Raw genomic sequence first — 21822 nt, 5'->3', positions numbered from 1 at the left:
CCCCGACGAGCGGGAGCGACGGCTCAGCCGAGGCTGATCGCCGTCCAGGAGACCGGGGGCAGCTCGACGGTGAGGACGCCGTCCTCCAGCAGGGCGCTCTTGTTCTCGCCCGGGACCACCCGGTTCGGCTCGGCCAGGGTGTTGGCCGCGTACGGGTCGCCGTCGGTCAGCGTGTGGGTCTCCAGGACCCGGGCACCGCCCAGGGCTGCGGCGTCGACGGTCACCGTCACCGGCCCCTCGATGGCCCGGTTGACCAGGAACAGCGCGGTGCGGCCGGTCTCCGGGTCGTGCGTGGCCACGGCGTCCACGACCGGGACGTCGCCGAACTTCCCGGTGGGGTAGGTCTCGGACTCCAGCTCGACCCGCAGCGCGTTGCCCCGGGCCAGCCGGGAGGTGAGCGCGAACGGGAAGAACGTCGTCTGCCGCCAGGCCGGGCCGCCGGGCTCGGTCATGATCGGCGCGATCACGTTGACCAGCTGCGCGAGGCTCGCCGAGGTCACCCGGTCGGCGTGCTTGAGCAGCGAGATCAGCAGGCTGCCCACCACGACCGCGTCGGCGACGGAGTAGACGTCCTCGAGCAGCCGCGGGGCGTAGGGCCACTGCTCGATGTCGGTGATCTGGTCCTCGTCGTGGAAGCGGTCCTGGTTCCAGACGTTCCACTCGTCGAAGGAGATGTCGATCGTCTTCTCGCTGCGCAGCACCGCCTTGACGTGGTCGGCGGTGGCGACGACGGACTCGATGAAGTGGTCCATGTCGACGGCCGAGGCGAGGAAGCCGGCCAGGTCGCCGTCCTTCTCGGCGTAGTAGGCGTGGCAGGAGATGTAGTCGACGTCGGCGTAGGTGTGCTCCAGGACGGTGCGCTCCCACGCGCCGAACGTCGGCATCGCGGAGTTGGAGCTGCCGCACACCACCAGCTGCACCGAGGGGTCCAGCTGGCGCATCGCCTTCGCCGTCTGGCTGGCGAGCTTGCCGTAGTCCTCGGCGCTGCGGTGCCCGAGCTGCCAGGGGCCGTCCATCTCGTTGCCCAGGCACCACATGCGGACGCCGAAGGGGTCCCGGGTGCCGTCGGCGATGCGCTGGTCCGACAGCGCCGAGCCGGACCGGACGTTGCTGTACTCGAGCAGGTCCAGCGCCTCCTGGACACCGCGGGTGCCGAGGTTGACCGCCAGCATCAGCTCGCTGCCGACCTGGTCGTTCCAGCGGGCGAACTCGTGCAGGCCGACCTGGTTGGTCTCCACGGAGTGCCAGGCGAGGTCGAGCCGGCGGGGCCGGGACTCCCGCGGGCCGACGCCGTCCTCCCAGCGGTAGCCGGAGACGAAGTTGCCGCCCGGGTACCGGATCGTCGACACCCCCAGCTCGCGGACCAGGTCCAGGACGTCGGTGCGGAAGCCGTCGGAGTCGGCGGCCGGGTGGCCCGGCTCGTAGATGCCGTCGTAGACGCAGCGGCCGAGGTGTTCGACGAAGGAGCCGAAGACCCGGCGGTGGACGGCGCCGACGGTGAAGCGCGGGTCGAGCGTGAGACGTGCTGCGGGCATGGGGGTGCTCCTCGAGGCGCGGCGGTGCCGCGATCGCATGAACGGGGGTGGGGACGGCTGCGGCCGGCAAGCCGGCCGGGGCCGCCCGCCGTGGTGGCGGGCGGCGCCGGGCGCTACTTGAGGCTGCCGATGGACAGACCGCCCTGCCAGTACTTCTGCAGGCCGAGGAAGGCCGCGATCAGCGGCAGGATCGAGACCAGCGAGCCGACGATGATCAGGGTGTAGAGCGACACCCCGCCGCCGTTGTTGGCACCGGCCAGGCCCTGCCAGAGGTTGATGCCGACGGTCACCGGGAACAGCTGCGAGTCCGACAGGACGGCCAGCGGCAGGAAGTAGTTGTTCCAGGTGCCCACCACCGACAGCAGCAGCACGGTGACCACCGCGGGGCGCATGAGCGGCAGGGCGACCTGGCGGAACACCCGGAACTCCCCGGCGCCGTCCATCCGGGCGGCGTCCAGCAGCTCGTCGGGCACCGCGTCGGCGCAGTACACCCGCATCAGGTAGACGCCGAACGGGCTGAGCATCGAGGGCAGGACCACCGCCCAGACGGTGTTGGTCATCTGGACCTCCGAGAGCATCACGAAGGTGGGGATCACCAGCGCCGTCATCGGCACCATCACCGCGCCCAGCAGCAGCGCGAAGGTCAGCCGGCGGCCGGGGAAGTCGAACTTGGCGAAGGCGTAGCCGGCCAGGACGGCGAGGACGGTGGCCCCCACTCCCCCGCCGACGGCGTAGAGCAGCGAGTTGCCCAGCCAGCGCAGGTAGATGCCGTCGTTGTAGGTGAACAGCGTGCGGAGGTTGTCGAACAGGGCGAACCCGTCGCCGAACCAGAGCGCGCCGTTGGGCGAGTTGAACAGCCCGCCGCCGCTCTTGGTGCTGGCCACCACCAGGAACCACAGCGGCAGCACGAAGTAGAGGACCAGGAAGGCGAGGAACACGTGCGAGCCCCAGGAGCGCCGGTTCCGGCGGCGGGGTGCGCCGGCGGCGCCGGTGGGCGGGGCGTCGACGTCGGCGGTGCGGGTCAGCACGCTCACTTGAGGAACCCTCCACGCTTGCGGGTCAGGAAGAGGAAGACGTAGACGCCGATGAAGACGACGAAGCCCAACGCGAAGGAGATGGCGGAGGCGTAGTTGAACTGCGCGAACCGGAACGCCAGGTTGAACGCGTAGACGTTCGGCGTGATGTCGGTGGAGATCGCCCCGTTGGAGATCGGGGTGAGCACCTGCGGCTCGGTGAAGAACTGCAGCGTGCCGATCAGCGAGAACACCAGGATGAGGATCAGCGCGGAGCTGATCATCGGGATCTTGATCCGGGTCGCGATCTGCCAGGAGCCCGCGCCGTCGATCCGCGCGGCCTCGTAGACCGCGGGGTCGATGCCCTGCAGGGCCGCGTAGATGATGATCATGTAGTAGCCGGCCCACTGCCAGGTGACCACGTTGGTGAAGCCGTAGAACAGGTTGTCCGGGCTGAGCAGGAACGGTGCGCCGTCGCCGAACAGCTGCTCCAGCGGCCCGAAGTTCGGGCTGTACAGGAAGCCCCAGATCACCGCGCCGATCACCGCCGGGATGGCGTACGGCACGAAGATCATCAGCCGGGAGAACCGGGCGAAGCGGCTGGTGACCGAGTCCAGCACCAGCGCGGCGGCCAGCGCGACGAGGATCTGCACCGGGATGACGACCAGCGAGAAGCGGACGACGAACCACACGCCGTTGAGGAACGCGGGATCGGTGAACGCGCGGGTGTAGTTGTCCAGCCCGGCGAAGCGCTCACCGGTGGCCAGCCCCTTGCTGAAGAGGCTGAGGTAGAAGGCGTACAGCAGCGGGGCGACCAGGAAGACCAGGAACACCACTGCGAAGGGGGCCAGGAAGGCCCACCCGATGAGGCCCTGGGTGCGGCCGCGGCGGCGCCGTCGGCTGCGTGCGGGGGCCGGGTGCGCGGCCGGGGCCTGCGGCCGCGGCGCCGTGTCCAGCGTTGCCATTGCGGTCTCGCTCTCGTGCGCAGGGAGGTGGAGGGGGTCCCGGGAGCGGGGTGCGCTCCCGGGACCCGGACGGCCGGGCGGGGTCAGCTCAGTTGAGCGTGAAGCCCTGCTGGGTCGCGTACTCCTCCATCTCGGCCTGCAGGTCGTCCAGCGCCTCGGAGCCGGTCTTCTCCCCCGCGTTGATCGCGGCGATCTCCTCGGTGAACTGGGCGTAGAACGTCGTGCCGAAGGGGCTGTAGGTCGAGCCCTCGTAGGCCTCGGCGGCGGGGATGTAGACGTCCTTGTTGGCCGTCTGGCCGGAGAAGAACTCCGACTCGTTGTCGATGAACTCCTGGGAGCTGAGCACCGACTGGTTGAGCGGGAAGATGGTCTGGCTGGTCCACCCGTCGGTCAGCGACGCGTCGTCGGCGTAGAGCTCCATCGCCACCTGGGCGGCGAGCTCGGGCTCCGGGGCCTGGCTGGTGACGGCGAGGACCGAGCCGCCCCAGTTCACCGACACCGGGTTGGCCGGGTCCCACTGGGGCAGCGGCGCGACGGCCCAGTTGCCCGCGTCCTCGCCCTCACCGGCGCCGGCGCCGGTGAGGTAGCCGGGCGCCCAGGCGGCGGAGATGTAGGTGGCGTAGTCACCGCGGATCGCACCGGCGATGTAGTCGGTGGTGAACTGGTCCTGGGTGCCGACCAGGCCGTCACGCACCAGACCGGCCCAGTAGTCGAGCACCTCCTTGCTCTCCGGGCTGTTGAGGTCGATCTCCAGCTGGGTCGGGTCGGCCGAGTCGTAGACCCAGGGCTCGGCACCGTTCTGCTGCATCAGCGCGACGGTCGGGGCGGGCACGTTGGCCGGGAAGTCGCCCATGAGGGGGCCGCCCGCGGCCTTCAGCGCCTCGCCGGCTGCCCGGTACTCGTCCCAGGTGGTGGGTGGGGTGATGCCGTACTGCTCGAACACGTCGGTGCGGTACATCATCGCCATCGGGCCGCCGTCGATCGGGATGCCGTAGACGGCGTCACCGCTGGAGACGTCCTCCCAGGCGCCGGCGCCGAAGTTGCCCTCGACCTCCGAGGCGCCGTACCCGGTGAGGTCGACCAGCGCCTCCTGCAGGGAGAACACCGGCACCATGTCGGTCTCGAGCATCACGACGTCCGGGGCGCCGGTGCCCGCGGAGACCGCGGTCTGGAAGCGGGCGTACTGGTCGGCCCCCTGGCCGGCGTTGGTCCAGCAGACCTGCACGTCGTCGTGGGACTCGTTGAAGTTCTCCACGACCGTCTTCATGTTGGGGTACCAGGCCCACACGGAGACGACCGGGGCCTCGGTCTTGGTGATGGGGACGCTGCAGTTGCCGGCGTCCGCGCTGGCGGCGTCGCCGCCGCCCCCGTCCCCGCCCCCGCAGGCGGCGAGCGAGGCCATCACGGTGCCGGCGCCGATGACGGCGGTGAGGAGTCTGTTCTTCACGGTGCTCCCTCTCGGAAGTGGCGCCCACTGACGTCGTCGTCGTGGGGTGGTGCGGTGGAGCGAGGGCACGGGCGAGCGAGGGGTGCCCTGGGTGCCGGAGCGGGCCGTTCGCGGCCGCCGCGGCGGGGTGGTCGGAACGAACGGCGTGTGCGGCCGAGCACTTTTACAACGTTGTGAAAGGAGATGGTGCTCACTGCTCCGAACGCTGTCAAGCACCCGCGACCCAGTCGTGATGAAGCCGCGACCACGGCCGCGCGAGACCCTCTCCGACGCACGCGGAGGAGAGCGCTCTCAACCGCCGGTGGACCTCAGCGGCCGCCGGGCCGGGTCACGTGGACTCCCGCTCCACCAGGGACCAGCCGACCTCGACGTGCTGCACCGGCAGGGCGCGGTCGGCGATCCGCCGGGTGAGGGCGTCGACCGCACGGTCGGCGATCACGCCGCGCCCCGGGTCGATCGTGGTCAGCGTGGGCTGCGAGTACTGCCCCTCGTCGGTGTTGTCGAAGCCGACGACGGCGACGTCCTCCGGCACCCGTCGCCCGGCGGCGAGCAGGGCGTGCATGGCCCCCAGGGCCAGGGTGTCGTTGAAGGCGAAGACGGCGTCGAACTCCGCCCCGGAGTCCAGCAGCTGCTGCGCGGCCTCGGCCCCCTGGTGCCGGTGCCAGAGCTCGGCGACGCCGAGCAGGCGCTCGTCCAGGGCGATGCCCGCCTCCTCCAGCGCCTCCCGGTAGCCGCGGAAACGCAGGCCGGCCGAGCCGATGACCTCACCGGGGTGGTAGCCGACCACCGCGATGCGCCGGCGGCCCCGGTCCATCAGGTAACGCGTCGCGCCCCGGGCGGCCTCGACGTTCTGGATCAGCACGTGATCGACCGCGGGGTGGAACAACCGCTCCCCGAGCAGCACCAGCGGGACGCCGATCTCCAGCAGCGAGGCGTCCTCCTCGCCCATCCCGAGCGGGCTGAACAGCAGCCCGTCGACCATCCGGAGCCGGTTGCTGGACAGCAGGTCGACCTCGCGGCGCCGGTCGCGGTTGGTCTGCTCGATGAGCACCACCAGCCCGCGCCGCTCCGCCGCGCGGATCACCTCGTCGGCCAGCTCGGCGAAGTAGGGCAGGCGCAGCTCGGGCACCGCCAGGCTGATCGCGTCGCTGCGCCCGGAGCGCAGGCTGCGGGCGGACAGGTTGGGCTGGTACCCGAGCTGCTCGATCGCCGCCTGGACCCGTTGCCGGGTGCTCGGGCGGACGTGCGGGTAGTCGTTGACCACGTTGCTCACGGTCTTGAAGGAGACCCCCGCCAGCCGGGCCACGTCGTGCAGCGTGGCGGCCACCGGCACCTCCTCCCGTCACCGACCCTCCGGACCTGGAGGCGGACACCCGTCCGTCGTCCCCCGGGAGACTGCCACAGCGGGACCGTCGGGAAGGGCAGCCGCGGGCCGCGGTGGCGCCGGGCTGCGTCCGCGGGGCCGGCCCGGAGGGCCGGGCCCCGCGGGATGCTGGCGGAGACGGACGGGAATCGAACCCGCCTGACCGAGTTGCTCGGCCACGTCGGCTTTAGAGGCCGCGGGGGCCACCAGGCACCCTGACGTCTCCGCGGAGGACCCTACGCCGGGCCGCGAGCGAGGCCGGTGACGACGGGCATAGATTCGCAGGCATGACCGCCACTGCGATCCGGCTCACCCAGTTCGCCCACGGAGGCGGCTGCGCCTGCAAGATCCCGCCCGGCGAGCTCGAGGCCGTCGTGGCCGGCCTCACCGCCACCGGCCCGGTCGACCCCGCCGCGCAGCTCGTCGTCGGGCTGGACGACGGCGACGACGCCGCCGTCGTCCGCCTCCCGGGAGGCCAGGGCCTGGTGCTCACCACCGACTTCTTCACCCCGGTGGTCGACGACGCCTACGACTTCGGCCGGATCGCCGCGGCCAACGCCCTCTCCGACGTCTACGCCATGGGCGGCACCCCGGTCGTGGCGGTCAACCTGCTCGGCTGGCCCCGCGACGTGCTCCCCGCGGAGCTGGCCGCCGAGGTGCTGCGCGGCGGCCTGGAGATCGCCCACCAGGCCGGCTGCCACGTCGGGGGCGGGCACTCCATCGACGACCCGGAGCCCAAGTACGGCATGGCCGTCAGCGGGCTGGTCGACCTCGACCGGATCATCACCAACGCCGGCGCGGTCGCCGGCACGCCGCTGTCGCTGACCAAGCCGCTGGGCGTCGGCGTGCTGAACAACCGGATGAAGGCCACCGGGGAGGTGTCCGCGGAGGCGCTCGCCGCGATGACCACGCTCAACGCCGAGGCCTCCCGCGCCGCCGTCGCCGCCGGGATCCGCGCCGGCACCGACGTCACCGGGTTCGGCCTGCTCGGCCACCTGTACAAGATGGCGCGGGCCAGCGGGGTGACCGCGGTGGTCGACGCCGCCGCCGTCCCCTACCTGACCGGCGCGCGCGAGGCGCTCGCCGCGGGCTACGTCTCCGGCGGCACCCGGCGGAACCTCGACTGGGTGCGCCCGCACACCGACCTGTCCGCCGTCGGCGAGGAGGAGGCGCTGCTGCTGGCCGACGCGCAGACCTCCGGCGGGCTGCTGCTCGGCGGTGAGGTGCTCGGCGCACCGGTGATCGGGGAGTTCGTGGAGCAGCAGGAGTTCGCCGTCGTCGTGCGGTGAGGACGCGGCGTGACCCACGTCGCTGTCGTCGGCCGCCTCGGTTACGTTGCCAGGCATGCTCGCTGCCTTCGTCTCCACGCCCGCTCCGGACGACCCGCTCTCGGTGCTGGAGGTCGGTGACCGGCCCGAGCCGGAGGTACCCGAGGACTGGACGACGGTCGAGGTGAAGGCCGCCTCGCTGAACCACCACGACCTGTTCAGCCTGCGCGGTGTGGGGCTGCCGGCCGAGCGGATGCCGATGGTGCTCGGCTGCGACGCCGCGGGGGTGGACGCCGACGGCAACGAGGTCGTCGTCCACGCGGTCATCTCCTCCCCCGACTGGACCGGCGACGAGACGATGGACCCCAAGCGCTCGCTGCTCTCCGAGCGGTACCAGGGCACGCTGGCCGAACGGGTGGCGGTGCCGCGCCGCAACGTCGTCCCGAAGCCGGCCGAGCTCTCCTTCGCCGAGGCAGCCTGCCTGCCGACGGCGTGGCTGACCGCCTACCGGATGCTGTTCGTCCGCTCCGGGTTGCGGCCCGGTCAGACGGTGCTGGTGCAGGGCGCGAGCGGCGGGGTGTCCACCGCGTTGGTCCGGCTCGGGTCGGCCGCCGGCTACCGGATGTGGGTGACCGGGCGCAGCGAGGAGAAGCGCGCCGCGGCGCTGGCCCTGGGCGCGGACCAGGCGTTCGAGTCCGGGGCGCGGCTGCCCGAGCGGGTGGACGGCGTGATGGAGACCGTGGGCGAGGCGACCTGGAGCCACAGCATCAAGTCGCTGAAGCCCGGCGGCGTGGTCGTCGTCTGCGGGGCCACCACCGGGTTCAACCCGGGCGCCGAGCTGAACCGGGTGTTCTTCACCCAGCTGTCGGTGGTCGGCTCCACGATGGGCAGCCGCGAGGAGCTCGACGACCTGATCCAGATGTGCCGGGTCACCGGGGTGCGCCCGCAGATCGACGTCGAGCTGCCGCTGTCCGAGGCCCGGGAGGGCTTCGCGCGGATGCTCGAGGGCCGCACGAACGGCAAGATCGTCTTCACGATCTGACGGCTCAGGCCCGGGCGGCGAGCCGCTTCTCGATCTTGGCGGCCAGCACCGGCCGGTCCTTGTCCGCGAGGAACGGCAGGATCGGGGTCAGCTCGGGGAGCCGGGCCTTCTGCGTCATCACGATCCGGAAGGCGGTCTCGACGGTGATCCCGTGGTCGGGACGGTGGTGCACCTGGACCAGGTCGCCGGACCCGACGTCGCCGGTCTGCAGCACCCGCAGGTAGGCGCCGGTGGCACCGTGCGCGGTGAACCGCCTGACCAGGTCGGGCACGCCCCAGAAGCGGGCGAAGTTGGCGCACGGGGTACGCCAGGCGGTCACCTCGAACCGTGCGGTCCCCGCCTGCCACTGCTCGCCGATGACGGCGTTGCGCAGGTCGAGCCCGGTGGTGCGCAGGTTCTCGCCGAACCGGCCGGGCGGCAGCTCGCGGCCCAGCTCGGCCTCCCACCACTCGGCGTCGTCCTGGGCGTACGCGTAGACCGCCTGGCCCTCGCCGCCGTGGTGCTTCCGGTTGACCTGGACGTCGCCGTCCAGGCCCAGCGGGTGGACGGCGACCCGGCCGGCCACCGGCTTCTTGTCGATGCCCGACCGGTTGGGGCGCTTGTCCGGCAACGGCAGCAGGTCGCTGCCTGAGACGCAGACCGCCTCGATGCGCCCGGTGATCACTTCTTCGCGCTGGTGGGCTCGCCGGTGGAGAGCGCGGCGACGAACGCCTCCTGGGGGACCTCGACGCGGCCGACCATCTTCATCCGCTTCTTGCCCTCCTTCTGCTTCTCCAGCAGCTTCCGCTTGCGGGTGATGTCACCGCCGTAGCACTTGGCGAGGACGTCCTTGCGGATGGCGCGCACCGTCTCGCGGGCGATCACCCGGGAGCCGACGGCGGCCTGGATGGGCACCTCGAACTGCTGGCGCGGGATGAGCTCGCGCAGCTTGCCGGCCATCAGCACGCCGTAGCTGTAGGCCTTGTCGGCGTGCACGATCGCGGAGAAGGCGTCGACGGCCTCGCCCTGCAGCAGGATGTCGACCTTGACCAGCTTCGACTCCTGCTCCCCGGCCTCGGCGTAGTCCAGCGAGGCGTAGCCGCGGGTGCGCGACTTCAGCGCGTCGAAGAAGTCGAAGATGATCTCGCCCAGGGGCAGCGTGTAGCGCAGCTCGACCCGGGTCTCGGAGAGGTAGTCCATGCCGGTCAGCGACCCGCGCCGGCTCTGGCAGAGCTCCATGATCGCGCCGGTGTAGTCGCTGGGGGCGATGATCGTGGCGTTCACGATCGGCTCGTAGACCTTGTCGATCTTCCCGCTGGGCCAGTCGCTGGGGTTGGTGACGACGACCTCGGACCGGTCCTCCATCACCACCCGGTAGACGACGTTGGGCGCGGTGGAGATCAGGCTGATGCCCGCCTCGCGCTCCAGCCGCTCGCGGACGATCTCCAGGTGCAGCAGGCCGAGGAAGCCGACCCGGAAGCCGAAGCCCAGGGCCGCAGAGGTCTCCGGCTCGTAGACCAGCGCCGCGTCGTTGAGCAGCAGCTTGTCCAGCGACTCCCGCAGCAGCTGGTACTCGCTGCCGTCGATCGGGTAGAGGCCGGAGTAGACCATCGGCTTGGGGTCGCTGTAGCCGCCGATCGGCTCGCTGGCCGGCTTGTGCTGCAGGGTCACGGTGTCACCGACGCGGGACTGGCGGACGTCCTTCACCCCGGTGATGAAGTAGCCGACCTCGCCGACGCCGAGCGCCGGGACCGGCTTGGGCTCCGGGGAGATCACGCCGATCTCCAGCAGCTCGTGGACCGCGCCGGTGGACATCATCTTGATCCGCTCGCGGCCGCTGATCCGGCCGTCGACGACGCGGACGTAGGTGATGACGCCGCGGTAGATGTCGTAGACCGAGTCGAAGATCATCGCGCGGGCCGGGGCGTCGGCGTCGCCGACCGGAGCCGGGATCTTCTCCACGATCGTGTCCAGCAGCTCGGCGACGCCCTCACCGGTCTTGCCGCTGACCCGCAGCACGTCGTCCGGTTCGCAGCCGATGATGTGGGCGATCTCGGCGGCGTACTTCTCCGGCTGGGCGGCCGGCAGGTCGATCTTGTTCAGCACCGGGATGATCGTGAGGTCGTTCTCCAGCGCCAGGTACAGGTTCGCCAGCGTCTGGGCCTCGATCCCCTGCGCGGCGTCGACCAGCAGCACCGCGCCCTCGCAAGCGGCCAGCGACCGGGACACCTCGTAGGTGAAGTCGACATGGCCGGGGGTGTCGATCATGTCCAGCACGTACTCGTCGCCGGCCAGCGGCCCGGATCGCGGGGTCCACGGCAGGCGCACGTTCTGCGCCTTGATGGTGATGCCGCGCTCACGCTCGATGTCCATGCGGTCGAGGTACTGGGCGCGCATCTGGCGCCCCTCGACGATCCCGGTCACCTCGAGCATCCGGTCGGCCAACGTCGACTTGCCGTGGTCGATGTGGGCGATGATGCAGAAGTTCCGGATCCGGGCGGGATCGGTGGAGGCAGGAGTCGTCACAGTGCCGCCATCGTCCCACGGCTGCCCCGGGTAAGGCGATCGCCCGGCGGGGCGCCGCCGCCCGCGACGCGGGTTGGGGGGCCCTGCGACTTCCTGGTATCTTGTGAGGCCGGTCCGCAGGCGATTCGTCGTGCCGTGGACGCACTGTCAGAAGTACACCTCCCTGCGAGACATCCGAGGCTCACGCGTGGCGAACATCAAGTCCCAGATCAAGCGGATCAAGACCAACGAGATCGCGCGTCAGCGCAACGTCGCGGTCAAGTCCGCCCTGAAGACGCAGGTGCGTCGCTTCCGCGCGGCCGCCGACGCCGGGGACAAGGAAGCGGCGACCACCGCGCTCCAGACCGCCAGCAAGGCGCTGGACAAGGCCGCCAGCAAGGGCATCATCCACAAGAACCAGGCCGCCAACCGCAAGTCGGCGCTGGCCAAGAAGGTCGCCTCTCTCTGAGCGACCGCAGCGGTGCCCCGCACCGCTGGCACCTCGGGCCCTCACTCCACCTCCGGGAGCGGGGGCCCGACGCATGTGGTGGCCCGGTCCGTCGGGCCTCGCCGGTCTGACGGACCGGGACCGGCCGGCCTGGCCGTGGGTCGAGGACGTCGGCGCGTGGGCTCAGCGGCCGGCGCCGGACCGTCCGCCGCCGGCGGCCCGGATGGCCACCATCCGGCGCACCGCCCGCTCGAGGGCGTAGTCGGCGCTGGCCGCCGCACCCTTGACGTCGGCGTTCAGCTCGGCGGCCACGCCGATCGCCTGCTGCAGCGCGTCGATGCTCCAGCCGCGGGCCTGGCTCTGCGCCTTCTTGACCTTCCACGGCGGCAGTTTCAGCTGCCGGGCGAGCTCACCGATGTTCGAGGTGTTCAGCGACGCGACCCGGGCCGCGGTGCGCACGCCGTCGGCGAGGGCGTCGGCGATCAGCACGTGCGCCACGCCGCGGTCCAGCGCCCACCGCAGCATCTCCACCGACCCGGCGGTGTCACCGACCAGCACCCGCTCGGCGACGGTGAACCCGGTGACCTCCGCCTGCCCCCGGTGGAAGCGGGCGACGTCGTCGGCGTCGATGTTCCCGCCGAAGTCCGACACCAGCTGGCTCGCCGCCGCGGAGAGCCCGCGCAGGTCGTTGCCGACCGCGTCGAGCAGGGCGGTGACGGCGTCGGGGGTGATCCGCCCGCCGGCGTGACGCACCTCGTTGCGGACGAAGGCCACCCGCTCCCCCGCCGAGCTGATCTTCGGGCACTCGTCGACCGCGGCCCCGGCGGCCTTGAAGGACTTGAGGAGCGCCTCGTTCCGCTTCCCCCCGCTGTGCACCAGCACCAGGGTGAGCTCGGGGTCCGGGTCTTTCAGGTAGCCGGTGAGGGAGTCGGCGAGCGCGGCCGCGGCCTCGTGCGCGCCGGCGACGACGACCAGCCGGTGGCCCCCGAACAGCGAGGGTGAGAGCACCTCGGTCAGGTGCCCGAGCTCCAGGCCGGCGGCGACCAGCTCGTGCTCCTCGACGTCGGGGTGGCGGTCGCGGACCGCGGCGCGGACGGCGGAGACGGCGCGGGCCCGCAGCAGCTCCTCCTCGCCCACGACCAGCCGCAACCGGGACGTCGGGGCTGGGGGTGCGGCGGCCACGGCGCCATGCTGCCACGCGCCACCGACACGACCGTGCTGCCGCCCGCCGGACCGGGACGGTCGCCGCCGGCAGCGGGGTCGGCCGGCCGGCGGCCGCCCGCAGCACGGTGTCCGGGCCCCGCACCGCCACGCCCCACTCCCCCGCCCGGCCCACCACTGCCACGTCGCCGTCCCGGTCGGTGCGGTAGTGGCGCATCCCGGCGTCCGCCAGCGCCGTCAGCAGTGTCGCGGCCGGGTGGCCGTAGGTGTTGTCGGCACCCACGGAGGTCAGCGCCACCTGCGCACCGGTGGCGGCGACGAACTCCGGGTCGACGTCGCCGCTGCCGTGGTGGGGCACCTTGAGCACGTCGGCGGTGAGGTCGATCCCGGACCTCCGCAGCCGGGCCTCGGTCTCCTCCCCGACGTCGCCGGTGAGCAGCACCCGCAGCCCCCGGACCTCCGCCCGGACGACGAGCGAGAGCTGGTTGGCGTCGCCGCCCCGGACGGCCTCGTCCGGATCCGGCGCCAGGGCGTCGAACACCGCGCCACCGACGGCGCGCCGCTCCCCCGGCGGCAGCACGGTGTGCCGGCCACCCAGCTGGTCCAGCACCGCCAGCAGCTCCGGCAGCCGGTCCTCGTCCGGCGCGAGCGTGCCGGTGGCGACCTCGCCCACCTCCCGGCCGCCGAGTGCGCCGGACAGGCCCCCGACGTGGTCGGCGTCCAGGTGCGAGAGCAGCACCAGCGGCAGCCGGTCGATGCCGAGCCGGTCCAGGCACCCGTCGGCCAGCGCGGGGTCGGGTCCGGCGTCGACCAGGACCGCTTCCCCGGGCCCGGTCGGGAACACCAGGGCGTCCCCCTGCCCGACGTCACAGGCGACCACCACCGTCTCCCGCAGCGGCCAGCCCCGCCCGGCCTGCCGCAGCGGCCAGCCCACGACGACCGCGCCCAGCACGGCGGCCAGGGCGAGCACCCGCAGCCGTGGCCAGCGGACCAGTGCCCAGCAGACCGCCCCCAGCACCAGCGCCAGGGCGATGGCGCCGGTCCGGCCGGTCGGCCAGGGGGTGACGCCGTCGGGCACGGCGGCCGCCGTCCGGGCGACGAGGACCAGCCAGCGCACCGGCCACCCCGCCAGCCAGGTGAGCGCATCCGCGCCCGTCCCGGTCAGCGGGGAGACCAACGCGGCCAGCAGCCCCAGCACGGTCGCCGGCGCGACCACCGGAGCCGCGAGGAGGTTGGCCGGCAGCGACACCAGGCTGACCGCACCGGAGAGGGCCGCGACCAGCGGTGCGGTGGCCAGCCCCGCCGCCGCGCTCACCGCCAGCGCGTCGGCGACCGGCCGCGGCACCCCGCGCGCCCGCAGCCGGCGTGACCAGCCGGGCGCGAGCAGCACGATCGCGGCCGTCGCGGTGACCGACAGGGCGAAGCCCGGGTCCCGCGCCAGCGCCGGGTCGACGACCAGCAGCACGACCACGCTCGCGGCCAGCGCCGGGACGGCCACCCGGCTGCGCCCCGACGCCAGCGCCAGCAGCGCCACCGCACCCATGGCCGCCGCCCGCAGCACGCTCGGCTCCGGGCGGGCCAGCACCACGAACCCGGCGATCGCCAGCGCCCCCACGAGCGCCTGCACCCGCCGATCGCTCCCGCGCGCCCGGAGCGGGGCGAGCACCAGCCCCACCGCGATCGCCACGTTCGCGCCCGAGACCGCGAGCAGGTGGGACAGCCCCGACCGGCGGAACTCCCCGACGAGGACCGGGTCGAGCCCGGAGGTGTCGCCGACGACCAGGCCCGGCAGCAGCCCGCCCGCCGGATCGGGCACGGTGCGGTCCGCCGACGCGGACAGCCCGGCGCGCAGCGTGCCCGCCGCACCCTGCACCGGGCCCGCGCTCTCCACCGGCCGGGGCGGGGAGCGCGCCGACAGCACCGCGACCACCTCGTCGGTCGGGCCGGCCGGGCGCAGGGACGCCCGCAGCGCCACCGGTTGGCCGGGCAGCAGTCCGCGCCACTCCTCGGCCGGGCCGAACACCAGGACCCGGCCCGCGTCGGCCGGGACGCCGTCGACCTCGCTGACCCGGCCGGTCACCAGCACCCGCTCGGGGCTGCCGGCCAGCGGCCGGGGATCCGAGCCGAGCCGGACGACCAGCGGGACCACCGCCCCTCGCTCGGCCAGCCCCGCCAGTGGCGAATCGGCACGGGCCTGCGCCCGCACACCGGCGAACGCGGCGGTGACGGTGGCCGCGGCCAGGCACCCGACCAGGACCAGCGCCGCCGGGGACCGGTGCCCCCGGTGCCCGGCGAGCAGCACGGCCCCGGCCACCGCGGCACCGGCCGCACCGGTGAGGAGCAGCCGCGGCCCGGCGTGCGGCGCGAGGAGCGTCAGCACCCAGACCGTGGCCGCCGCCGGGACCAGCCGCAGGTCGACCCAGCGCCACCGGCCCTCGGCCCGCACGCGGTGCACCTCCACATCGGGCCGGCCGGGAGACCGTCGTCCGGCCGGCACCTCAGACCGTGACCCGGTCGACCAGGTCGGCGTAGACCGCCGGCCCGATGCCGCTCACGTCGTCCAGCTGCTCGACGCTGGTGAAGGGCCCGGAGGTGTCCCGGTGGTCGACGATCCGCTGGGCGAGCACGGGTCCGATGCCCGGCAGCGCGTCCAGCTCGGCCACGGTGGCCCGGTTGAGGTCCACCAGCCCACCGGCCGGTCCACCGGCTGCCGCCGCGGGACCGGCGACCGCCCCCGGCAGGCCCACCGCGAGCTGCTCGCCGTCGACGAGGACGGCCGCTGCGTTGACCGACGCCGGATCGGCCTCCGGCAGCAGTCCCCCCACGGCGGCGAGGGCGTCCGCGACCCGCGACCCGGCGGGCAGGGTGACCAGCCCGGGCGAGGCGACCTGGCCGATCACCGACACCACGACCTCGGCGCCGGCCGCCGGCGCACTGCTCTCCGGCACCCCCGGCGCCGGGCCCGACGACGGGGCCGACGGCACCGCCACACTGGCCCCGGCGGGTACCTGGTCCACCGTCGGCCGGTCGGCCCACGTCCAGCCGACCACGGCCGCGGCGGCGAGGACGGCCGCCGCCCACAGCGTCCACGCGCCCGACCGGCCAGGACTCACCCGCGCGGCCGGACCCGGTGCCCGGTGGCGCCCCAGCCCGGCCGGCAGCGACGGCTCGTCGGCCGCCTCGTCGAGCGGGGTGGTGCGCTGGTCGTCGGCCGCCCACAGCCGCCGGGGCCCGGGGAGCTGCTCGCCGTCCGGCGGTTCCTCGTCCTCGTCGACCGGCTCGGGAACCCACCCGCCCGGACGCTGCTGCCCCTCCGCCAGCAGCGCCCGCAGCCGGGCACGGATGACGTCGTCATCGCCAGGACGGGGGGAGGAGCGCACGCCGGGGACGGTAGGGACGTCGGGCTGACGTCCGCACCGCGTCCGGCCAGGTTGTGGACGGAGCACTCGTCTGTGGACGACGGCGGGCGACCCGCCCCGGTGAGCGGAGACGGTGGCCCGGTGCTGCCTCTCCCCCGACCCCGGTCCCGGTCAGTCCTCGGCGCGCGCCGTCGGGTCGACGACCACCCCGACCGCACCCGGGCCCACGTGGGCACCGACGGCAGCGCCGAGCTCGCTGACGTGCAGCTCACGCAGCTGCGGCAGCCGGTCCCGCAGCTGCTCGGCGAGGCGTTCTGCCCGCTCGGGGGCGGCGAGGTGGTGCACGGCGGCAGCCACCGGCCGGTCGCCGGCCACCTCGACGGCGCGCTGCACCAGGCGGCTGATCGCGCGGGCAGAGGTGCGCACCTTCTCCAGCGGCACGACCCGCCCGTCGGTCACGTGCAGCACCGGCTTCACCGCCAGCGCCGTGCCCAGCCACGCGGCCGCCGAGCCGATCCGGCCGCCGCGGCGCAGGTGCTCGAGGGTGTCGACGACGAAGAACGTGCGGCTCGCTGCGGCGGTCTCCCGGGCCGCCTGCGCGACCTGCTCGGCGCTGCCACCGGCCGCCGCCGCGCGCGCGGCGGCCAGCACCGCGAACCCGTTGCCCATGGCCGCGGACCGGGAGTCCAGCACGGTGACCAGGTGCTCCCCCACCTGCCCGGCGGCGACCCGGGCGGCGTCCCAGGTCCCGGAGAGCTCACCGGAGAGGTGCACCGAGACGACCCGGTCGGCTCCGCCGGTCAGCAGCCGGCGGTAGGTGGTGACGAAGTCACCGGGCGTCGGCCGGGAGGTGGTGACGTGCCCGCCGCGGACGGAGAGCGCGCGGGCCACCTCGGCCGAGGTGACGTCGCTGCCCTCCCGGCCGGACCGGCCGGCGAGCACCACGTACAGCGGCACGACCTCGATGCCCAGCTCGGCGACGACCTCGGCCGGCAGGTAGGCCGTGGAGTCGGTGACCACGGCGACGGACATGGGCGGAGGCTAACCGGCGCCGCACCGGGCGTCGCCACCCACGGGTCACGCGGGCGCCACGAGCTCAGGCGTCGGCGTCCTGCGTCGGCGCGGCCTCCTCGGGGCTGGCGCCGGCGGCCGGCACCGGCGCGTCGGGCACGTCCGAACCGGACCGTCCGCGGTCCCGGTGGGCGGTTGCGCCACCCTCGACGGGTCCCGGGGTGGGCACCGCGGTGTTGTGCCGCATCAACCGCCAGCCGGACGCCTGGAAGGACAGCTCGCTCCAGTGGCAGTTGCCCAGCGGGCCGAAGACCCGCCGGTGCTCGGGACCGAGGTCCAGCAGCGCCTCCAGCAGCCGGCCGGCCGTGCCCCCGTGGGTCACCAGCACGGCCGTCTCGGCCGGTGGCAGCTCGGCCACCGCCGCCAGCGCGCGGGCGGCGACGTCGGCCTGCAGCTCCCCGCCGCGGCCGGGCACCGGACGCCCGGCGACCCACTCCGCGTACTGATCGGGCAGCTGGTCGGCGACCTCCGCGCGGGTCAGCCCCTCCCAGCTGCCCAGACCGTGCTCGCGGAGCCGGGCATCCACCTGCACGGGCAGTCCGAGCAGCGGCGCCAGGGCTCCGGCGGTGTCCCGGGCGCGCTGCAGGTCGCTGGAGACCAGCACGGTGCTGGCCGGGTCGAGCGCGGCCGCCAGCACCGGTGCGGTGCGGGCAGCCTGCGCCCGGCCCTCGGCGTCCAGCGGCGGGTCGAGCTGGCCCTGGAAGCGCCCGCTGGCGTTCCACTCGGTGCGGCCGTGGCGCCAGACCAGCAGCCGGCGGACCGGCGGGGTGCTGGGCGCGGCCCCGCTCACCGGTCGGTCGCGTCCGACCCGGTGTCCTCCGGCGACCCGCCCGGGGCACCGTCCCCGGCCGCCTCGGCGCCGGCCGCCGGGGCGGCGGGCGGCGCGGCCCGGTCGACGAAGGGGATGACCGGGCAGTCCTTCCAGAGCCGTTCGAGGGCGTAGTAGGCGCGCTCCTCTGCGTGCTGGACGTGCACGACGACGTCGACGAAGTCGAGCAGCACCCAGCGGGACTCGGCCACGCCCTCACGTCGCACGGGCTTGACCCCGTGGTCGCGCAGCTTCTCCTCGACCGCGTCGACGATGGACTGCACCTGGCGCTCGTTGGGCGCCGACGCCAGGACGAAGGCGTCGGTGATGGCGAGCCGGTCGCTGACGTCGACGATGGAGACGTCGGTGGCGAGCTTGTCCGCGGCGGCCTGCGCGGCGATCAGCGCGGTCTCTGTGGCCTCGGCCGAGGCGGTCATCGGGGGATCTCCTGCAGGTCGGGGGACGGGGTGTCCCCGGGGGCTGGGTCGTCGGGCAGTGTCGGCTCGGGTGCACGCCGGCCCGTGGCCGGGCGGCCGACCGCGGGGCGTCCGGCCCGCTCGGCGCGGTAGAGACCGCGCTTCTCGATGTACTGCACCACGCCGTCGGGGACCAGGTACCAGACCGGCCGGCCCCGCTGCACGCGGTCGCGGCAGTCGGTGGAGCTGATCGCCAGCGCCGGCACCTCGACGAGGCTCACCGCGCCCGGCGGGAGATCGGCGTCCCCGAGCTGGTAGCCCGGCCGGGTCACCCCGACGAAGTGCGCCAGGTCGAAGAGCTTGTCGGTGTCCCGCCAGCCGACGATCTGGGCGAGGGCGTCGGCACCGGTGATGAAGAACAGCTCGCTGTCCGGGTGCTCGCGGTGCAGGTCCTGCAGGGTGTCGATGGTGTAGGTGGGCCCGCCGCGGTCGACGTCGACGCGGCTGACCGAGAAACGGGGGTTGGACGCGGTGGCGATCACCGTCATGAGGTAGCGGTCCTCGGCGGGGCTGACCCCGCGCTCGGACTTCTGCCAGGGCTGGCCGGTCGGGACGAAGACGACCTCGTCCAGTCCGAACAGCTCGGCCACCTCGCTGGCGGCCACCAGGTGACCGTGGTGGATGGGGTCGAACGTGCCACCCATCACCCCGAGTCGACGCGCTGCCACCGACCGAGCCTAGCCCGGCGCCGCGGGATCCGGTCGGCCGACCACCGGATCCCGGCTCGGGCGGCCGTGATCGGACCGGGCGGACGAAGGCGGGGCGGACGAGGGCGGGGCGGACGGCCGCCGTCGCGCGGCCCGGAGACCGGCGCCCCCGTGCCGCCGGTCCCCCCGTGGGAGATCCCGGGCGCCCGCGGGCAGCCGCCCGCCGCCGCACACCCTGACACATGTGGACGGTGTTGTCTCGCTTGGCATGCCCCCGGGCGTCGGCGACGCCGTCAGCGGACGTGGCCGCTGCCGGTCACCACGTAGGTGGTCGAGGTCAGCTCCGGCAGGCCCAGCGGTCCACGCGCGTGCAGCTTCTGGGTCGAGATGCCGATCTCGGCACCGAAGCCGAACTCGCCCCCGTCGGTGAACCGGGTCGAGGCGTTGACCAGCACCGCGGCGGCGTCCACCCCCGCGGTGAAGGCGGCGATCGCCGCGGCGGAGTCGGCGACGATCGCCTCGGAGTGCCCGCTCCCCCACCGGCTGATGTGGTCCAGCGCGCCGGTGAGGTCGTCGACCACCCGCACCGCCATGTCCAGCGACAAGTACTCGGTCGCCCAGTCCTCGTCGGTGGCCGGCAGGACGCCGACGTGCGCCTCCCGGGCCGCGTCGTCGCCGTGCAGCGTCACGCCCGCCTCGGCCAGGGCCGTGAGCAGCCGCGGCAGGAAGGGGACGTCGCGGTGCACCAGCAGCGTCTCCGCGGAGTTGCACACGCTGACCCGGGACGTCTTGGCGTTCAACACGATCGCCTCGGCCATCGCCGGATCGGCCGAGGCGTCGACGTAGACGTGGCAGTTGCCGACCCCGGTCTCGATCACCGGCACGACGGCCTCGCGGACGACCCGCTGGATCAGCGACGCCCCACCGCGCGGGATGACCACGTCGACCAGCCCGCGGGCGGCCAGCAGCTCGCCCACCGACGCCCGCTCGGCGGGCAGCAGGGCGATCGACCCGGCCGGCAGACCGGCCTTCTCCGCGGCCTCGGTGAGCACGGCCACCAGCGCGGTGTTGGTGCGGTGCGCCGACGCCGACCCGCGCAGCAGCGCCGCGTTGCCGCTCTTCAGGCACAGCCCCGCGGCGTCGACGGTCACGTTGGGGCGGGCTTCGTAGACGATGCCCACCACACCGAGCGGCACCCGGACCTGGCGCAGCTGGAGCCCGTTGGCCAGCGTCGACCCACGGACGACGTCGCCCACCGGGTCGGGCAGCGCGATCAGCTGACGCAGCGCGTCGGCCACCCCCGCCACCCGCGGCCGGTCCAGCCGGAGCCGGTCGAGCACGGAGTCGGGGGTGCCGTCGGCCGCCGCGGCCTCGACGTCGGCGGCGTTGGCGGCCAGCACCTCGTCGGCCCGTTCGACCAGCGCCTCGGCCATCGCGGCCAGCGCGGCGTCCTTGGTCTCGGTGGGAAGGGTGCGCAGCACGCGGGCGGCCTCGCGGGCACGCGCCGCGGCGGCGCCGATCAGCGGGAAGTCGGCGTCGGACACGCGCCGAGGTTACGCGGCGCCCGGCGAGGCACAGGGGGCTCTGCACCCGATTCCGGCCCCGGAACCGGGTGCAGAGCCTCCTATGCCTGGGGAGACGGGGGTGCGGAGTGCCGGGCCAGGCGGGAGCGGAGGTCGCTGCGCACCGCCGGCCACTCGGTCGAGGTGATGGAGAAGACCACGGTGTCCCGCAGCGACCCGTCGGGCTGCCGGCGGTGGGCACGCAGCACGCCGTCCTGCCGGGCGCCGAGCGCGGCGATCGCCGTCCGGGACTGCCGGTTGTGCCAGTGCGTGCGGAACTCCACGGCGACGCAGCTGAGCACCTCGAAGGCGTGCGCCAGCAGCAGCAGCTTGCTCTCGGTGTTCACCCCGGTGCGCTGGGCCGAGGCCCGGGTCCAGGTGTAGCCGATCTCCAGCCGCGGCGTCTCCCGGTCGACGCTGCAGTACGTCGTCACCCCGAGCGCGTCACCGGTGCCGCGGCGGCGGACGACGAAGGGCAGCATCGTGCCCGCCTCCTGCGCGGCGAGCTTGGCCGCCACGTCGTCGGCCATGGCCTCGGGCGTGGGCACCGAGGTGTACCAGAGCTCCCACAGCCGTCCGTCGGCCGCGGCGACCGCCAGGTCGGGGGCGTCGGCGAGGGACAGCGGTGAAAGGGTCACCAGCCGGCCGGTCAGGGTGACCGGCTGCCACGCGGCCATCAGGTGCACGTCTCAGGCACGCAGGGCCCGCATGGCCTGCTTGCGGGCGTCCCCGGTCAGTCGGTCGACGAACAGCTTCCCGTCCAGGTGGTCGACCTCGTGCTGCAGGCAGCGCGCCATCAGCCCGCTGCCCTCCAGCCGCAGCGGCTCCCCGTGCACGTCGAAGCCCTCGGCGACGCAGTGCATCGCCCGCACGGTGGGCGCGTACAGCCCGGGGATGGACAGGCAGCCCTCGTCGTCGTCCTGGGTCTCCTCGGACCGCTCGGTGATCACCGGGTTCACCAGGTGCCCGATCACGCCGTCGACGTTGTAGGAGAACACCCGGAGCCCCACCCCGATCTGGGTGGCCGCCACCCCGGCCCGGCCGGGGTGGTCGACGGTCTCCTCCAGGTCGCGGACGAGCGCGGCCAGGTCCTTGTCGAAGACGCGGATCGGGTCGGCCGGGGTGCGCAGCACCGGGTCACCGATCTCGCGGATGGGTCGCACGCTCACGCCG

Annotated in this window: 19 protein-coding genes, 1 tRNA gene and 1 pseudogene; 3 read left to right on the top strand and 18 right to left on the bottom strand. The window is 73.9% G+C overall.

Annotated elements, in window-relative coordinates; all coding sequences use genetic code 11:
- Positions 1–23: 23 nt before the first annotated feature.
- The 6 genes from arfA to JD78_RS03110 form a co-directional block, all read right to left on the bottom strand.
- Positions 24–1535: an arabinosylfuranosidase ArfA gene (gene arfA / locus JD78_RS03135; RefSeq protein ID WP_153360677.1), complete on the bottom strand. Its 1512-nt coding sequence runs from the start codon at positions 1533–1535 to the stop codon at positions 24–26.
- A 113-nt stretch (positions 1536–1648) separates the two neighbouring features.
- On the bottom strand, positions 1649–2569 hold the full coding sequence (locus JD78_RS03130) for a carbohydrate ABC transporter permease (RefSeq protein WP_208103971.1): 921 nt from the start codon (positions 2567–2569) through the stop codon (positions 1649–1651).
- Positions 2566–3513, bottom strand: coding sequence for a carbohydrate ABC transporter permease (locus JD78_RS03125; RefSeq protein WP_153360676.1), 948 nt, complete (start codon positions 3511–3513; stop codon positions 2566–2568). The genes JD78_RS03130 and JD78_RS03125 overlap by 4 nt, the downstream gene beginning before the upstream one ends.
- A gap of 88 nt (positions 3514–3601) precedes the next feature.
- The gene (locus JD78_RS03120; RefSeq protein WP_208103970.1) at positions 3602–4960 is read right to left on the bottom strand and encodes an extracellular solute-binding protein; all 1359 of its coding nucleotides are present in this window, start codon (positions 4958–4960) and stop codon (positions 3602–3604) included.
- A 328-nt stretch (positions 4961–5288) separates the two neighbouring features.
- Positions 5289–6287, bottom strand: coding sequence for a LacI family DNA-binding transcriptional regulator (locus tag JD78_RS03115; RefSeq protein WP_153360675.1), 999 nt, complete (start codon positions 6285–6287; stop codon positions 5289–5291).
- Between the two features lie 166 nt (positions 6288–6453).
- A tRNA-OTHER gene (locus JD78_RS03110) sits at positions 6454–6549 on the bottom strand.
- Between the two features lie 61 nt (positions 6550–6610).
- Here JD78_RS03110 and selD point away from each other — a divergent pair.
- Both selD and JD78_RS03100 read left to right on the top strand, forming a co-directional pair.
- Positions 6611–7612 (top strand): selenide, water dikinase SelD, encoded by a 1002-nt coding sequence (gene selD, locus JD78_RS03105; protein WP_153360674.1) that lies wholly within the window; start codon positions 6611–6613, stop codon positions 7610–7612.
- A 55-nt stretch (positions 7613–7667) separates the two neighbouring features.
- Positions 7668–8633, top strand: coding sequence for a zinc-binding dehydrogenase (locus JD78_RS03100; protein ID WP_166520945.1), 966 nt, complete (start codon positions 7668–7670; stop codon positions 8631–8633).
- 4 nt (positions 8634–8637) lie between these two features.
- On the opposite strand, the gene JD78_RS03095 is transcribed toward JD78_RS03100, so the two are convergent.
- Together JD78_RS03095 and lepA are read right to left on the bottom strand one after the other, a co-directional pair.
- Positions 8638–9297: an MOSC domain-containing protein gene (locus tag JD78_RS03095; RefSeq protein ID WP_228395180.1), complete on the bottom strand. Its 660-nt coding sequence runs from the start codon at positions 9295–9297 to the stop codon at positions 8638–8640.
- A complete protein-coding gene (lepA, locus tag JD78_RS03090) occupies positions 9294–11138 on the bottom strand; it encodes a translation elongation factor 4 (protein ID WP_153360673.1) in 1845 nt (614 codons plus the stop codon). The genes JD78_RS03095 and lepA overlap by 4 nt, the downstream gene beginning before the upstream one ends.
- A 187-nt stretch (positions 11139–11325) precedes the next feature.
- On the opposite strand from lepA, the gene rpsT reads away from it, so the two are divergent.
- The gene (gene rpsT, locus JD78_RS03085) at positions 11326–11586 is read left to right on the top strand and encodes a 30S ribosomal protein S20 (protein ID WP_153360672.1); all 261 of its coding nucleotides are present in this window, start codon (positions 11326–11328) and stop codon (positions 11584–11586) included.
- A gap of 162 nt (positions 11587–11748) precedes the next feature.
- On the opposite strand, the gene holA is transcribed toward rpsT, so the two are convergent.
- The 10 genes and pseudogenes from holA to def all read right to left on the bottom strand — a co-directional run bounded on the left by holA (position 11749) and on the right by def (position 21818).
- On the bottom strand, positions 11749–12702 hold the full coding sequence (holA, locus tag JD78_RS21925) for a DNA polymerase III subunit delta (RefSeq protein ID WP_228395179.1): 954 nt from the start codon (positions 12700–12702) through the stop codon (positions 11749–11751).
- A 379-nt stretch (positions 12703–13081) separates the two neighbouring features.
- Positions 13082–14542 (bottom strand): annotated as a pseudogene (locus JD78_RS21920) (ComEC/Rec2 family competence protein); the annotation flags it as partial.
- A gap of 682 nt (positions 14543–15224) precedes the next feature.
- Positions 15225–16106, bottom strand: a complete 882-nt coding sequence (locus tag JD78_RS03070; protein WP_153360671.1) for a ComEA family DNA-binding protein — start codon at positions 16104–16106, stop codon at positions 15225–15227.
- Positions 16107–16256: 150 nt separating this feature from the next.
- A complete protein-coding gene (locus JD78_RS03065; RefSeq protein WP_153360670.1) occupies positions 16257–17117 on the bottom strand; it encodes a DegV family protein in 861 nt (286 codons plus the stop codon).
- 64 nt (positions 17118–17181) lie between these two features.
- On the bottom strand, positions 17182–17946 hold the full coding sequence (locus JD78_RS03060; protein ID WP_153360669.1) for a histidine phosphatase family protein: 765 nt from the start codon (positions 17944–17946) through the stop codon (positions 17182–17184).
- Positions 17943–18401, bottom strand: a complete 459-nt coding sequence (gene rsfS / locus JD78_RS03055) for a ribosome silencing factor (RefSeq protein WP_153360668.1) — start codon at positions 18399–18401, stop codon at positions 17943–17945. Before rsfS ends, JD78_RS03060 begins: the two co-directional genes overlap by 4 nt.
- Positions 18398–19108, bottom strand: a complete 711-nt coding sequence (gene nadD, locus JD78_RS03050; protein WP_166520943.1) for a nicotinate-nucleotide adenylyltransferase — start codon at positions 19106–19108, stop codon at positions 18398–18400. The genes rsfS and nadD overlap by 4 nt, the downstream gene beginning before the upstream one ends.
- 272 nt (positions 19109–19380) lie before the next feature.
- Positions 19381–20631 carry a glutamate-5-semialdehyde dehydrogenase gene (locus JD78_RS03045; RefSeq protein WP_153360667.1) on the bottom strand — a complete coding sequence of 417 codons (1251 nt, stop codon included), beginning with the start codon at positions 20629–20631 and terminating at the stop codon, positions 19381–19383.
- A gap of 80 nt (positions 20632–20711) precedes the next feature.
- Positions 20712–21326, bottom strand: a complete 615-nt coding sequence (locus JD78_RS03040; RefSeq protein ID WP_153360666.1) for a GNAT family N-acetyltransferase — start codon at positions 21324–21326, stop codon at positions 20712–20714.
- A 12-nt stretch (positions 21327–21338) separates the two neighbouring features.
- Positions 21339–21818: a peptide deformylase gene (def, locus tag JD78_RS03035; protein ID WP_153360665.1), complete on the bottom strand. Its 480-nt coding sequence runs from the start codon at positions 21816–21818 to the stop codon at positions 21339–21341.
- Between the last annotated feature and the right edge of the window lie 4 nt (positions 21819–21822).

The sequence above is a fragment of the Modestobacter roseus genome, assembly GCF_007994135.1.
Lineage (GTDB): Bacteria > Actinomycetota > Actinomycetes > Mycobacteriales > Geodermatophilaceae > Modestobacter > Modestobacter roseus.
Note: the sequence above shows the minus strand (reverse complement) of the source record. Positions and strands in the feature narration are given on the sequence as shown.

Coding starts and splice junctions, on each gene's coding strand:
- arfA (WP_153360677.1), bottom strand. CDS start 1,535: ATGCCCGCAGCACGTCTCACGCTCGACCCGCGCTTCACCGTCGGCGCC.
- JD78_RS03065 (WP_153360670.1), bottom strand. CDS start 17,117: ATGTCCGTCGCCGTGGTCACCGACTCCACGGCCTACCTGCCGGCCGAG.
- rsfS (WP_153360668.1), bottom strand. CDS start 18,401: ATGACCGCCTCGGCCGAGGCCACAGAGACCGCGCTGATCGCCGCGCAG.
- JD78_RS03040 (WP_153360666.1), bottom strand. CDS start 21,326: ATGGCCGCGTGGCAGCCGGTCACCCTGACCGGCCGGCTGGTGACCCTT.
- JD78_RS03100 (WP_166520945.1), top strand. CDS start 7,668: ATGCTCGCTGCCTTCGTCTCCACGCCCGCTCCGGACGACCCGCTCTCG.
- selD (WP_153360674.1), top strand. CDS start 6,611: ATGACCGCCACTGCGATCCGGCTCACCCAGTTCGCCCACGGAGGCGGC.
- JD78_RS03125 (WP_153360676.1), bottom strand. CDS start 3,513: ATGGCAACGCTGGACACGGCGCCGCGGCCGCAGGCCCCGGCCGCGCAC.